General features: G+C 43.8%; 12 protein-coding genes and 2 tRNA genes. 9 read left to right on the forward strand and 5 right to left on the reverse strand.

The window, feature by feature from the left end; all coding sequences use genetic code 11:
* Positions 1-57: 57 nt before the first annotated feature.
* On the forward strand, positions 58-975 hold the full coding sequence (locus EO92_RS04735; protein WP_048169692.1) for a hypothetical protein: 918 nt from the start codon (positions 58-60) through the stop codon (positions 973-975).
* Positions 976-1,819: 844 nt separating this feature from the next.
* Here EO92_RS04735 and EO92_RS04740 read toward each other — a convergent pair.
* Positions 1,820-2,254 carry a type IV pilin gene (locus EO92_RS04740; protein ID WP_048169694.1) on the reverse strand — a complete coding sequence of 145 codons (435 nt, stop codon included), beginning with the start codon at positions 2,252-2,254 and terminating at the stop codon, positions 1,820-1,822.
* Between the two features lie 300 nt (positions 2,255-2,554).
* On the opposite strand from EO92_RS04740, the gene EO92_RS04745 reads away from it, so the two are divergent.
* The 4 genes from EO92_RS04745 (at position 2,555) to fdhD (ending at position 7,038) form a co-directional block, all read left to right on the forward strand.
* The gene (locus tag EO92_RS04745; RefSeq protein WP_048169696.1) at positions 2,555-3,550 is read left to right on the forward strand and encodes a type IV pilin N-terminal domain-containing protein; all 996 of its coding nucleotides are present in this window, start codon (positions 2,555-2,557) and stop codon (positions 3,548-3,550) included.
* A 41-nt stretch (positions 3,551-3,591) separates the two neighbouring features.
* The gene (locus EO92_RS04750; protein ID WP_048169698.1) at positions 3,592-4,611 is read left to right on the forward strand and encodes a hypothetical protein; all 1,020 of its coding nucleotides are present in this window, start codon (positions 3,592-3,594) and stop codon (positions 4,609-4,611) included.
* Between the two features lie 85 nt (positions 4,612-4,696).
* The gene (locus EO92_RS04755) at positions 4,697-6,229 is read left to right on the forward strand and encodes a hypothetical protein (protein ID WP_052734271.1); all 1,533 of its coding nucleotides are present in this window, start codon (positions 4,697-4,699) and stop codon (positions 6,227-6,229) included.
* Between the two features lie 65 nt (positions 6,230-6,294).
* Entirely contained in the window at positions 6,295-7,038 is a 744-nt protein-coding gene (gene fdhD / locus EO92_RS04760; protein WP_048169701.1) for a formate dehydrogenase accessory sulfurtransferase FdhD, read from the forward strand.
* A 120-nt stretch (positions 7,039-7,158) separates the two neighbouring features.
* Here fdhD and hisB read toward each other — a convergent pair whose 3' ends face one another.
* From hisB to hisG, 3 genes are all read right to left on the reverse strand, one after another.
* A complete protein-coding gene (hisB, locus tag EO92_RS04765) occupies positions 7,159-7,734 on the reverse strand; it encodes an imidazoleglycerol-phosphate dehydratase HisB (RefSeq protein ID WP_048169703.1) in 576 nt (191 codons plus the stop codon).
* 153 nt (positions 7,735-7,887) lie between these two features.
* Positions 7,888-8,625: a 1-(5-phosphoribosyl)-5-[(5-phosphoribosylamino)methylideneamino]imidazole-4-carboxamide isomerase gene (hisA, locus tag EO92_RS04770; RefSeq protein WP_048162725.1), complete on the reverse strand. Its 738-nt coding sequence runs from the start codon at positions 8,623-8,625 to the stop codon at positions 7,888-7,890.
* Positions 8,626-8,714: 89 nt separating this feature from the next.
* The gene (gene hisG / locus EO92_RS04775; RefSeq protein WP_048135369.1) at positions 8,715-9,584 is read right to left on the reverse strand and encodes an ATP phosphoribosyltransferase; all 870 of its coding nucleotides are present in this window, start codon (positions 9,582-9,584) and stop codon (positions 8,715-8,717) included.
* Between the two features lie 531 nt (positions 9,585-10,115).
* Between hisG and EO92_RS04780 the strand changes: the two genes are divergently transcribed.
* Positions 10,116-11,312 carry a methionine adenosyltransferase gene (locus tag EO92_RS04780; RefSeq protein WP_048169705.1) on the forward strand — a complete coding sequence of 399 codons (1,197 nt, stop codon included), beginning with the start codon at positions 10,116-10,118 and terminating at the stop codon, positions 11,310-11,312.
* Between the two features lie 325 nt (positions 11,313-11,637).
* Here the strand turns inward: EO92_RS04780 and EO92_RS04785 are convergent, their stop codons facing one another.
* A complete protein-coding gene (locus EO92_RS04785) occupies positions 11,638-11,976 on the reverse strand; it encodes a protease inhibitor I42 family protein (RefSeq protein ID WP_048169707.1) in 339 nt (112 codons plus the stop codon).
* A gap of 222 nt (positions 11,977-12,198) precedes the next feature.
* Between EO92_RS04785 and EO92_RS04790 the strand changes: the two genes are divergently transcribed.
* From EO92_RS04790 to EO92_RS04800, 3 genes are all read left to right on the forward strand, one after another.
* A tRNA-Tyr gene (locus EO92_RS04790) sits at positions 12,199-12,311 on the forward strand.
* A gap of 111 nt (positions 12,312-12,422) precedes the next feature.
* A tRNA-Asp gene (locus EO92_RS04795) sits at positions 12,423-12,495 on the forward strand.
* Positions 12,496-12,906: 411 nt separating this feature from the next.
* Positions 12,907-13,584 carry a hypothetical protein gene (locus EO92_RS04800; RefSeq protein ID WP_048169709.1) on the forward strand — a complete coding sequence of 226 codons (678 nt, stop codon included), beginning with the start codon at positions 12,907-12,909 and terminating at the stop codon, positions 13,582-13,584.
* Positions 13,585-13,588: the final 4 nt, after the last annotated feature.

A 13,588-nucleotide genomic window follows, 5' to 3' on the forward strand; every position in this document is an offset into this window, starting at 1 on the left:
AACGTAGACTACATGGCGTTGTATGTAAATTAAAAATAAACTAGAGAAGGGGAAAGAATGAAAACGAGGGGTTTTGAAGCATTTAAAAAGTCCGAATCGGGGATAGCAGCCGCTGTTGCCGCAACCCTGCTGCTCGGAATTATAGTTGCCGCTATGACGACAGTCCAGCTCCACTACGTGCCCGTCTGGAAAGAGGATGCAGAATACGCCCACATGTCCGACGTCTGGCAGGACATGACCAGGTTCAAGTCTAACGTTGACATTCTGGCGGCAGGGCTCGAGATGAACCCGAATGCCAGGATCGTGCTTAACAGCCCGGTCCAGCTGGGAGGGGCTGATGTGCCGTTTATAGGAGGCATGAAAACAGGCGGGACCCTTGCCGTAAACAACGACGTTTCAGGCATGTTGATAGTCGTGGCTGATGATCAGGTGGGATACAACAGCAATAATACTCTAGCTTATACCGGCACGGTCTCATACCGGCCTACTAACATCCATTACGTGGACGAAACTTACTGCTATGAAAATGGAGCCCTGATCGTCGCCAGAGACAACAGGTCCATGATGAAACTTTCCCCGGGAATTGTGCTAGAAAATGGAACCGGCATCTCCTCCGTAAACCTTTCAGTACGGGCTGTGACCCTCGAAGGAAAACGCGGTGTAATGGCCAGCAACACCGTAGAGGACATAAGGCTGACTTCCGAAGACTTCGGACCCGTCTATCCCCTTAATAATGCAAACGAAACTGTAAAAGCTAACGTCACATCCGTGAACCTTACAATCTACACAGAAAACACGGAAGCCTGGGAAAAGTATTTTGAAGATTTAGCCAGAGAGAGTACCCTCCAGAAAGGCACGGACTACGACCTCAGCACCGACCCTCACATGGTCACCTTTTCCCTCCCCCCGAAAAATAATAGAACTATCAACTTTAAAGCCTACAATGCCTGGATAAAAATTGAATCCGGGATTTAATAAGTTGTGCACATAAGAAAATATTTTCTTTTTAAAAAAGAAAATATTTATTTCTATTTTTAGCATGTTTTTTGAAATCATTATATAATGAAGATCTAATTTTCTTTATCGTTCGCTAGAAATTACTGAGAGAAGAAGTATTTTTTGATAAATATATAATTTAAGTAAACATGAGGAAAATTAATAGATAGTTTAGACGAGGATCTACTTAGGAGTATAAAAAGAACACTCACTTATTAACAAAATATATGCGCGATTTTAATTTTATTTGGATATGAATATTTTAACCCCGCCATTTGTTCTCTGCAAAAGAAGTTTAGAATACTGTTGCACCAGAAAAAGTGCCCCCGATGCTCAGGAAAGTGAATTTAAAACGGGCAGCTACACAGGATTAAACTTTTTATTATCACAATCGAAGATCTGAACCCCACGGAGAACCAAAAATAGTCTTCATACATTCTGCGGCAGTCTGTAATTCTGAAAACAAAGGCCCCATCATCACAATATGAGGTTTCACGATATTTCCTCAGATGCCGCATCAAGTCATAAGTTAGTTGTCTTTTTTCCTGCATAACTATTAGACATGTATGTAGGGTTCATTTCAACTCATTGATTTCACTGTAAAGTTTCCATTCAGCTTTTGAGCCACTGGAATAATAATTAGACATACAAAAACGATGCGAGAGGTTATTCAGTGAGAATATCTGCGGCAAGTAAGGGAGATTGACAAAATTTCAAAAATATGATGATGAGGCACAGAAGAAACTGGATTTAGAAAAAGGCAACAACTCAGAAAAAAGGAAAAGAAAATGCGCCCAAATGGGCACAATTTTGGAAGTTGTGTTTAAGTTCTCAGTTCTTTATCACAGATCAGCTGATTGGACACTGAATCAACGATCTTTACATTATAAAGAGAGTTTGGATTCATTGTATCATTAATGTATAGGCCCTCAACATCTCCAACGTTGAAGTAATCAGTTAAACCATTAGTATTCACATCAACTTCTGAACCGTTTACATCATAGAAACGGAGTTCTGCACTACCCCAACTAATAGAGTCTCCACCAAGGTGCTCAATGGTTATATTAGCGGGGATACTATTGGTATAATTAGTAAATTTTGCATTAATGTTCGCCTGCGGTGCTGATTTTGAAGGGCTCTGGCCAAAGACGGAAGAGCCGATTGCGGCGGCGAGGATGACGGTGATTGCAACCATCAGCACGACACCGATTACCGGGGACACTGCCCTGTCGTTCCTAAATATTTTTTTGAGATCCATATGTTACTCCCTCCTGAATTAAAACATCCAGACAGGACATCCTGTCTGAATTTTAACACTCAAATATACATATTTACAATTACTACTTTTTATAACTGCACTCAAAGATATTCTTCATTCGTATATAAATTTTTGCTGGGACTCTCTGACATTATTCAGTAATTATGTTACTTATTTTTTATAATAGTTACCCGGAGAACTCAGCGGGGGAAAAGAATGATTTTAAGACAGTCAGGTTAATATTCAATCACCAACATTATAGGAAGTTAGGCAAGAAATTTATAGAAGGTGATTTTTATCGTGGAGGGTAAAAAATACAGGGCACTTGGCCAGGACTGCCGGGCAGTTTCAGAGGTAATAGGGCAGGTGCTCATGGTAGCTGTAGTTGTGCTGGCTTTTTCTTCAATCGCTCTTACAGTGTTTTCAGATGGGGGAGCAATGAAACCCCCGCATGTGCCACGTACCGACCTGCAGGAGAACATCGACACAGGGACTGACACCGTGCAGATCTTCCACAGCGGAGGGGAGGCTATTGATCTTGAAGACATCAAGGTAATACTCAGCGTCAATGGGATGCAGGCTGAGTTCAATATGTCAGATCCCGGTGTCACAGTCTTTGACCCTGAAGGTAACAATATGTCCTCTAACGACGTCTTTGTGCTCGGAGACTATATAGTAATCAATACTGCAGGAAGCGGACTTAACATGACAGGCGGGGATGCCATAGATATGTACTTTGTGCACACGCTCTCCCAGCAGGTAATCCAGAAAGCAGTGCTCCAGAGAGGGGATGGGGAACTTCCATACTGGATAACTCCGCATCCGTACGGCAGCGTATTTGATAAATCAGGGAATGACAAGGGAGAATGGCTACCTACCGAGCTGACAGATGGGATCAATGATGGACTTCTTACGGAATGCAAGATGAAACAAAATCAACAGTCCAGTGAGACGTTTACATTCAACATCGATGCAGATGAGATGAATATTAAAGACCCGTTAAAGCTTGTTCTCCTGAAAATAGTATATATAACACATGATAACAGCCAGAAGGATATGAAACTTGAGATCAACGACGGAAACCCAAATTCATGGATAGTGATCGACCCAGACATGGAAATGTATAAAGATGTTGCTGTGTGTGACCAGGATCTGGACCCATATAACATTACGGACAACGTGACTACTGTTGCAGAACTTGAAAACCTTACTGTCAGGTTTTCAGCAGAGGGGATTGCAAACAGCGACAATAAAATCGGGTGGGTTGATTTTGTAGGAGTCCATGTGGAGTGCTAACTCATAAAATCAGACAGGTGAAGCTGGGGGTTCAAAAATAAATGAAAGAAGATAATGGAAATAAATCCGGACCAGGAAGAATCTATTTTTTCCGTTCGGAATCCGCAACATCAACAGTCATCGGGGCAGTATTACTGTTAGCAATCGTTTTTTCAGTATTTTCTATTGTAAGAATAGGCTACATCCCAGAGTGGAAAAGCGATGCAGAATACTCTCATATGGACGACGTATGGGAGGATATGGCAGATCTCAAGTCAAAAATTGACATGATGTCAATAGTCCTGGCTTCAAATCCAAATTCTTCATATCTTAATTCTTCTGACCCGGATTCCTCATCACCCCAGTTAGTAATGAGCGTACCTTTCCATATGGGGGGAGGGTCTATCCCGCTTATAGGCTCCATAAAGTCCAGCGGGACCCTTGCAGTAAATAAGGACCCGTGTATAATGAGCATAATAGTAAATCCAGATTCGGATTCTGGACATTATTTCAAATCTATCAATTGCGGCACGGTCACATATAATTCCCAGAACAGGTACTATGTAGACCAGGTTTTCAGTTATGAAGGCGGGGCTCTGATCCTGGGCCAGAGAGAACAATCAGCTATGATGCTCTACCCTTCGATCCGTTTCTCAAGGACATCGGCAAATGAATATAATGTCACAATAAATGCGGTAAGAATTTTCGAAAAGGAATATTACCCTCCAGACGTGATTTCTTCAAACAGTGGATGTTCTCTGAGCCTTGCAGGCCTCGATTACAAACCTCTCTATGACAGTGACAGAGACAATTTCGGAAACATAGAATCTTTCATATTAACAATTTACACGCTGAATCCTGAAGCCTGGGAACAGTATCTTGAAAAAACAATTGACGATACAGGAATAGACCCCGGCGAATATACCCTTGTATCAAGTGAAAGCAGCAACAGTGTACGTTTGACCTTCCCCTCGACATCCGACTCGACAAAAACAAAAGAGGCCTCTACCCCAGACATACTAAAAAGGCTTTATGTAAGTGAAACCGTGGTCAAGGCAGAACCTGGAATCGGTTTAAATTGAGATAAAAAAATGGAAAACTGAACGAGAAATCAAGGAAAGAATAAGGGAAAAAAGAATAAAAAATCACAATGTCAGGGTTTGGAAAATGCTCCCTAATGCCGCCTTTACGAAAAAAGAACCAGACGGAAAGAAAGAAGGGGTTTTATCCCGCCTTTCAAGATCCGAATCCGCGGCTGTAACCGCTATTGCAGCGGTACTGCTTCTGGCGCTCGTATTCACAGTACTTTCCGTGGTCAAGCTTGGATATGTACCCGAATGGAAAAGTAACGCGGAACAGAACCACATGTATGATACGTGGGACGACATTGTGGGAGTAAAAACGAGGGTAGACATACTCTCCCGGTACATGGACTCAGGCAATTATTCAGCATACGGTTTATCGGCAACTGTACCTTTCAATTTAGGAGGAGGGGAGGTCCCGGTTTTCGAACCCTCGAAATCGGATGGAAAACTTGAAGTGAATACTGAAAGGTGCGCAATGACAATAACGCCCTTCAGCCCAACTCAGAAAATTAGCCCTTATACCCTTGAATGTGGAGGGATCACCTGCTATTCGGAAAACAAGCAGTATCCGGACCAGATTTTCAGGTATGAAAACGGAGCCCTGATCCTTGCAAACGATGAAAGCTCTGTGATGAAACAGTCTCCCGCACTTCATATCAAAGAGGATGAAAATAAAACGGGCAATTATACGTTCCTGATCCAAGCAGTTCAACTTTTAGGGAAACAGAACTCAGTCTCCTCAAACACAATCGTTCCCCTGCGGCTGACCGGCTGGGGAATAGATCCTGTGCATGACAGCCAGGAATATGAAAACTTGGGCACAAACATCACAGGTTTCAACCTGACAATCGCCACAAAATATCCGGATGCTTGGGCTTCATACTTCAATGAAACAGCACAGAATCAGGGGTTCGAATACGGAAAAGAATACACGGTGGAATACCTCCCGGATTCCGGCTCTGTGCGCTTATCTTTCCTGTCCAGCGGCAGCAAAGCTTTCGAGAGGCTCTATGTCAGCAAAACAATAATAGGGGCAGAACTTGGAGCCGGAAACAGTTTCAATTATGCCAATTACGGAGCAGGTGCGGGAGCGATTATACCTAGCGGGACTAGCAAAGTGATGAAGCTGAACCAGTGGTACTCTTTCGATACCTTCACCGGAACTTATAAACAAAAGCAATTATCTCCAAACCCTGCCCTTCTTGAGGACTATAACGAAAGTTACTTACTTCCAGAGGGAGATTTCCAGAACCAACCGCTTAATTTGTACACTGAGGTAAACAATTTTTCGTACTACATAGAAAGTAAGAAATCAATTAATTTGATCCTTGGTCTCGATAATTTCGATACATTTGAATCAAATGTAACTACCGTAACAGTTCGAATGATTTACAAATTTGAAGATAATGAAGAACCAACAATGGAAATGACTCTTGGAGGAGTAGGTGCAGACTCTTTCAAACCTAATGGTAATAAATGGTGTCTTTACAACCATAAATTTACTATGCAACCAAGCAGTCCAGATGACCTTACTCTGAATTTGAAAGTCACCTCCACAAACAATGATATTGAAGGCACTTTCCATATCGATTACCTCGCAGTGCGCTTAGACTGACGGAAAAGAAAAAGGCATATGGAGACTATATCCGCTTATACAGAAAAAGCGGAATCCAGATCCATATGCCTGAGAGATACACCACTCCTTACCCTGCCAGAAGAATCCATTCCGACGGCAGGACCGAAGACACTAAAGTATTGCTTGCAAGGGAAGTCACTGTTAAACTTTTTCTGAATGGGAAACCTTTTACGACCCTTTTTTCCTCTCCTTTTGAGCTAAAAGAGCTCGCAGTCGGGCACCTGATAACAGAGGGAGCTATCAGTTACGAAGAGATTGCAGGGGTTGAGGTGGAAGGTAATGAGGTCCATATCCTGACTCAAAAGGAAAGCCGAACCCCGCGAGATGAGGCATCCAGGGCACAGATTTTCGTAGATTCGGATGCTGTTTTTGATCCCGAAGCCCTTTTTACAGGCACAGATCATCTCGAATCTGAGACATACAAGCTAACCAGAGGAACCCATCTTGCAGCCTTTATAGACAGAAAAGGAAAGCTTGCAGCGCAGATTGTCGATATCGGGAGGCACAACGCCGTGGACAAGGTAGTAGGAACTGCATTCCTCAAGGGGCTTGACCTGTCACAGCTCTATATGCTCTCCACCGGCAGACAGCCTGCCTACATGATTACAAAAGCCGCACGTGCAGGAATTCCCCTTGTCGCCACCAAAGCCATGCCCTTTGACTCCGGAGTCGAGGCTGCAAAAACAGCGAACATGTGCCTCGTGGGGCAGCTAAGGCCGGAATCGATGCTGGTATTTGCAAATGAGTGGCGGGTCAAAACGAACAAATCAAAAAGTGAAACGAGTTAAAAGTTAAGAAAATTGCCGCCAAACTAAGCTATAAGATAGTCCTCTTGAGCGTAGCGAAAAGGACAGCGTACTCCCGAGGCGCAATTCGGGTGGCGCAACTCGGGTGGCGCAACTCGGGTGTTAGAGAGTTCCTTTCGTGCTTTTTACCTCGTTGCCTTCGATTTTTACAGCCCGTTTCATGGCATAGGCAAAAGCCTTGAAGAGGGCCTCGATTTTATGGTGGTCGTTGTCCCCATAGACACTGGCGTGCATGGTAATTTTCGCATTTGAGGCGAGGGTTTCGAAGAAGTGCCGCACCAGCTGGGTACTGAACTGCCCTACCTGCGGGGCAACAAAATCGGCTTTCAGGACAAGATAGCTGCGCCCGCCGACATCCAGGGCAACTTCGGCAAGAGCTTCATCCATTGGGATTCTGGCTTCCCCGAAACGGGCGATTCCTGCCATATCCCCGAGAGCTTCGGCAAGAGCCTTTCCAAGGACTATTCCCGTATCCTCAATGAGGTGATGCTCATCCACATAAAGGTCGCCTTCGGCACGCACTTTAAGGTCAAACTCGGCATGCCTTGCAAAAGAAGTAAGCATATGATCAAAAAATCCAATCCCTGTACTGACATCTGCAATGCCATTACCATCAAGGTTAAGCTCAAGCTGGATATCGGTTTCCTTTGTCTTACGGGAGATTCTGCCGGTTCTCATACACCCTCACATTCTTTTTGAAATAATTAAATACTTTGTATGTAGCTGCTTACCTGTTCCTTGCTTATCCCTGATATTCTGTTTGCTCCGGAAAAAATAAGGAAAATGGGCTGATGAATAAGGCCTCTTAAGAAGTCAAAACAAGCAGTCTGATCAGTCACCGAGGACAGCCTTAATCGCATCTTCAAGAGTGAACCTGCCCATGTAAAGGGCACTGCCTACTACAACCCCTGCGGCTCCTGTCTTCTTCAGGACCTGAAGGTCTTCCAGAGAGCTTACCCCTCCGGATGCAATTACAGGGATGCTGACCGATTCTACAAGTTCCCTTGTCGGAACAGGGTTTACTCCCTGCATCAGGCCTTCGGAATCGATATTAGTAAAAAGAAGACTTCCAGCCCCAAGCTCTTCAAACTTCCTGCCCATTTCGACAGGAGTTTGCGCGCACTCCTCAGTCCAGCCTTTGATCGAGATTTTCCCGTTCTTTGCATCCAGCGCAACGTTTACACATGAATTTCCAAAGGCACTGGAAAGCTGTTTTACAAGTTCAGGATTCTGGAGGGCGGCGGTTCCGAGAATTACCCTTGAAACCCCAAGCTCAAGAAGGGAAGCTGCATCTTCAAAGCTCCTGATGCCTCCTCCGACCTGGATACTCACGCCTTTCTCCCGGCATATCCGGACTATCTTTTCGATAATGGGAGCGTTTTTTCGGTCCCCTTCTATTGCGCCGTCAAGGTCTACCAGATGAAGGGTCTTTGCCCCTTTTCCGACCCAGTCAAGGGCAACTGCGAGAGGGTCCTCAAGGGATACGAGCTCACTGCCAGGCACACCCTGCACCAGCTGAACGCACTTTCCTCCTCTCATATCCACTGCAGGAATCACTTCAAAAGCCATAGAAAACCACATCTCCGGCATATCTGCAAGAAAACCATCTTCTGTTTCGGTTATTTTTATGTCTTTAATTTTTCCAGGTAATTTTCCTTTCAGGGCATGATCCTTTCGATGGGGACGACAAGTATATCCCTTGCACCGACCTTCCTGAGCTTGTTTACCAGGGTAAAGATCAGGTCTGCGTCCACAACTGAATGAACAGCAAGGAACGATTCTGCAGAAGATTTGCTGGACTCAACCTTCATGACTGTTGGACCCGACATTCCCGGAAGAACCTCTTTTACTGCTTGAAGGGAAGCTTCGGGAACGTTCATCATCAAATATCGCTTATTCTTTGCATTGAGCACACTTTCGAGTGCAGTTTTTATATCCAGGATTTTGTCCTTTTCCCTGAGGCTTTTTTTGTTAGCGATCAGATGAACAGTTGAAGAAAAGACTGTGTCGATAGCTTTCAGGTGGTTTATCAGGAGAGTTGTCCCTGAGCTTGAAATGTCTACAATGGCGTCCGCAATTCCCACATGAGGAGTCATTTCGCAGGCCCCGCTGACCTTTATAACTTCAACGTTAACTCCAAGGTTTTTGAAGTACTGGCGCGTGATCTCCGGAAACTCGGTTGCCACTTTTTTGCCTTCAAGATCCTGTGCTTTCTGGAAAGTGGAGTCCTCAGGGACCGCCAGAACAAGGCTTGCTCTCCCGAATTTAAGGTCCAGAAGAGCCTCAACATCTGCCCCTCTTTCCGTAATCAGGTCCATTCCGGTAATACCTACATCTGCAGCTCCGTCCTGTACATACTCAGGTATATCAGCAGCCCTGGCAAAGAGAATATGAATATCAGGGTCCGTAGTTTTTGCAAAGAGTATTCGGCTTTCGGCTCCTCCGCTAATGGGAAGCCCTGCATCTTTAAAAAGAGACATTGTGGGTTCGTGAAGGCGCCCTTTATTGGGTATTGCAATGCGAATCATCTGCTCTGTCCTCTAATAAGTGATCTAAGTGATCTAAATGATCTAAGTGATCTAAATGATCTAAATGATCTAAGTAATCTGCCGGGAAGTTTACCCCGGGTATGCTCATTCCGTATAAAACATTTATTCAGAATACTCTTGTATAATATAGACTTCACGGTGAGGCTCAATGTAAATCTTTTTTCCAGAACCCCTGTGATAAGGATAATTCGGTTCACATTGTGAGAAATTTTTACACAAAGGAAATAGACTAATTTTGTGATGTTAAAGCCGAAAGACAGCCTATATAAAGCGAATATTACTACTGGTAATGAATACATGGGAACTATTATATAGCCGTAGTAATTTAATAGAAACAGACTATCGAGTCATATAAATAATATTATAAATGTTGTAATTACATTAGTATTTAATTTGAAAATTACCATTAAGGAAGTAGATTGCTTAAGCCAACAGACTAAAGATTAATAAAGCGGTAATATTGACATTTAGTAATAAAAGTATCCATCATTTTGAAAAAAGAGGATCCAAATGGCCCGAAATATAAAAGTAGAAGAGCTTTTGCAAACCCCGATCGAAAAGCAGCGGATAGAGCTTGTAGAACGCAAAGGAATAGGGCACCCTGACAGCATATCGGACGGACTTGCCGAAGCCGTAAGCCGAGCGCTATGCAGGGAATACATAACCAAATGTGGAACTGTACTCCACCACAACACTGATGAAACCCAGATTGTAGCCGGAAGATCCAGCCCGAGATTCGGAGGCGGAGAGGTACTGCAGCCCATATATATGCTCCTTGTGGGCAGAGCCACTAAAGAGTTCGAAGGCACCGAGCTTGCCACCGAGTCCGTAGCCCTCCAGGCTGCTCGCAAGTACCTGAAAAATACCCTGGTGAACATGGATCTTGAGAGAGACGTGATCATGGACTGCAAACTCGGGACAGGGTCTTCAGACCTCAGAGATGTCTTCAAGAGAGACAGGGTACCGGTTGCAAATGATACTTCTTTCGGAGTTGGACATGCCCCATTTTCAGAACTTGAAAATATTGTCTACAATACAGAGAGGCAGCTCCTTACCGATCTGAAGTCCCGCATGCCTGCAATAGGAGAAGACATGAAGGTTATGGGGCTCAGGGATGGGGAAGATATAACCCTTACTATATGCAGCGGCATGATAGGGAGGTATATTGACGATCTGGACAGCTACATAAGCATGACTGAAGAAATGAAGACCTATGTGGAAGAGCTTGCAACACACTATACTGAGCGGAATGTGAAGGTCCAGATTAACACAGGCGATAACCTGAAAACGAGCTGTATCTTCCTTACAGTCACCGGAACCTCAGCTGAAATGGGAGATGATGGTTCTGTAGGGCGCGGAAACCGCTGCAATGGGTTGATCACACCTAACAGGCCTATGAGTATGGAGGCAACCAGTGGAAAGAACCCGATTAACCATATCGGAAAAATCTACAACCTCCTCTCGACACAGATGGCCCGGGATATCGTAAAGCAGGTTCCTGACGTACATGACGTCAATATAAGGCTGCTCTCCCAGATCGGAAAGCCCATTGACCAGCCGCTTGTGGCAAGCGCTCAGATCATTCCAAAAGAAGGCATCTCCTTTGCAAAGGTCAAATCGGAAGCTGAAGTTGTAATTGACGACTGGCTTTCCAATGTGACAAAAATCACAGAAATGGTTATCAAGGGAGAACTGAACACCTTCTAATAAAACCAAAAATATCTGAGGCAAGAAAATATCGAGGGGGACCTTCGGGTTCTTTTCACATCTTTTTTACTGTACCGGTCTTAACAGTCAATCCATCAACAGTCAATCCATCAACAGTTCACGATATTAAAATGGGATTTTTAAACAGGATTTGCCATGCAGATAGGATTTTTCAGGAGTATTTCAACCTTTCAGGTATTTTGCCGAACTCAAGTATTTTAAGAATCCTCAACTGGTAAGACTATACTTTCAGCTATTCGAGGCAGTTTTTTACTATTCTCAGGGAGCCTCCGAAAAATAAAAATATTTTAATTCAAGGAAATTTTTATATAACCTTAACAATTAGTTTGAACTTCTCCTCGCCCCCAAAGCGGAAAATAGTATAACTGCCTTCAATTTCCCAGGTGCCTGTTTTTACAGCCTCGTATTCCCATTCATGAACCCCTGGAACAGTCTTTGTATCCGGGACATCCGGAGTAAACTGTTCCCGGAGCAGTCTGAGCCCCTCCTCGGCCTCCATCTTCCATACAGTTTCGGCAACAGGTTTATCCTTACTGTACAGGTGCTCTCCGGGTTGATCCCTGAGTTTTACCACAAAAGTGTCTCCAAGGTTGATGCTGACCGTATCAAAACTATTGGCGTTCGTAAAGATTTGGGTGACCATATTCCCTACCCCTTCCATATTGTGAAATCTGTTCATTTTCTTACTGTAATTATGCTTTATGTTCGCTGTAATATACAAAAGTATTTTTGATAAATATGAAAAATGATATAAATGTCAGCAATTATCACCTGCACCAGCGAAAAACATAAATACCATCACCATATATGGAGATGGTGCACTGAGGCAGTGTAGCACAATGCAACACTGGATCAGTATCATCGTCCCGCCTTAACTCAGTGGTAGAGTGCGCGGCTGTAGTTCGGTTCGTGCGGGAAATACCCGTACATCTCTGCGCAGGCACCGCGATGTCCCCGGTTCGAGTCTGGGAGGCGGGACCTGGAACTTAATCCAGAACAGACTCAAGTCAACGGGAACATTTATATATAAGAGAGACATTTAAGGTTTGCTCGCAGCGCGGGCAAAACAGCAACTAAAACGACCGAAGTGTCCGGATAGTGTAGAGGCCTATCATGGAGCCCTGTCGAGGCTCCGACTCGGGTTCGAATCCCGGTCCGGGCGCTTCTTTATTTTTTTAATGAGATTGTTTTTACATAATTTGTTTTTACATAATTTGTTTTTACATAATTTGTTTTAATATACTTTTTCCAAACCTGCTTTTCATAATGTGTAATTTTGATCAGTCGATCCAGCTTTTATTTTAATCAATTTTGAAATTCCTGACCCTGGGGACCTTACTTCTACCTGTTTTACTTCTACATGTTATTCTCCTGCTATGACCCTCCTGATTTCTCTGAACCCTTTTAACTTCTACCTTTTATCTCCGGATCTGGCCCTCACGATTTCTTAGAATCCTTTTAACTTCCACATTCACGGTCAGAACCATGATCTGAAGCACTGGAAACTTTTCCCGAAAAAAACATGTAAAGAAAGAAGAATAAAGGAATAAAGCTGACGCAGGAGGTTACAAAAATGGGAATTGGGCCCCATACTCCGGATTGTTCCGAAGAAAGCGCCGGCAGAGATAGCGATCTCTGCAAGAAGATGAAGAGTACCAGAGAAAAAATGGAAGAGGAGACTCTCATTTTTATCGAAGCCACCAAAAGTTTCGCCCTGGAATGGATTCAAAGGGAAATAGAAGCAAACGTGCCTCCTCTGAAAAGCGAAGATTACTCAGGGAAAGCAGAAACTGGCAAAAAAAAGGTTAATGAACTGTCACGCCTTGAGGACTTGCCCTCCCGCATACAGGATATTGTCGAAGAGCACATCAACCGCGATGAGTACTGGGTTCACAGGAACCAGCTACTTCAGACAGACATATCCCGCGACTACCTTGAGTTTAAAAAAGATAGAATAAAGAGGGACCTGACATCAAACATTCGAATGATTCTGGGCTGCGCAGCAGAGATTTTCGCCGACGTGAAAGATACAAATCCAGAGGACAGAGTGTGGGTAAGAGAGCGGGGAAGACGAAAATATGTATGTATTCTCAGGTTTTCGGATGAAATGACAGCTTCCCTTAACCGCTATTTCACGATGCTTGAGGAGCTTTTAGTTCTTGGAAACGAGATGAATAAGGAGTTAAAAAAGGAAGTAGATCGCGGGGAAGGCAAAAACAAACTTGAAAAAAGCCCTGAAAAAGATACCTAAAAAA

Source organism: Methanosarcina sp. 2.H.A.1B.4 (assembly GCF_000979385.1).
GTDB lineage: Archaea > Halobacteriota > Methanosarcinia > Methanosarcinales > Methanosarcinaceae > Methanosarcina.

What these genes read in the sequence shown, in the direction of transcription:
- EO92_RS04785 (WP_048169707.1), bottom strand. Translation starts at nt 11,976, where the DNA reads ATGGTCACCCAAATCTTTACGAACGCCAATAGTTTTGATACGGTCAGC.
- EO92_RS04780 (WP_048169705.1), top strand. Translation starts at nt 10,116, where the DNA reads ATGGCCCGAAATATAAAAGTAGAAGAGCTTTTGCAAACCCCGATCGAA.
- EO92_RS04800 (WP_048169709.1), top strand. Translation starts at nt 12,907, where the DNA reads ATGGGAATTGGGCCCCATACTCCGGATTGTTCCGAAGAAAGCGCCGGC.
- EO92_RS04755 (WP_052734271.1), top strand. Translation starts at nt 4,697, where the DNA reads ATGCTCCCTAATGCCGCCTTTACGAAAAAAGAACCAGACGGAAAGAAA.
- hisG (WP_048135369.1), bottom strand. Translation starts at nt 9,584, where the DNA reads ATGATTCGCATTGCAATACCCAATAAAGGGCGCCTTCACGAACCCACA.
- hisB (WP_048169703.1), bottom strand. Translation starts at nt 7,734, where the DNA reads ATGAGAACCGGCAGAATCTCCCGTAAGACAAAGGAAACCGATATCCAG.
- EO92_RS04750 (WP_048169698.1), top strand. Translation starts at nt 3,592, where the DNA reads ATGAAAGAAGATAATGGAAATAAATCCGGACCAGGAAGAATCTATTTT.
- hisA (WP_048162725.1), bottom strand. Translation starts at nt 8,625, where the DNA reads ATGGCTTTTGAAGTGATTCCTGCAGTGGATATGAGAGGAGGAAAGTGC.
- EO92_RS04740 (WP_048169694.1), bottom strand. Translation starts at nt 2,254, where the DNA reads ATGGATCTCAAAAAAATATTTAGGAACGACAGGGCAGTGTCCCCGGTA.
- EO92_RS04735 (WP_048169692.1), top strand. Translation starts at nt 58, where the DNA reads ATGAAAACGAGGGGTTTTGAAGCATTTAAAAAGTCCGAATCGGGGATA.
- fdhD (WP_048169701.1), top strand. Translation starts at nt 6,295, where the DNA reads ATGCCTGAGAGATACACCACTCCTTACCCTGCCAGAAGAATCCATTCC.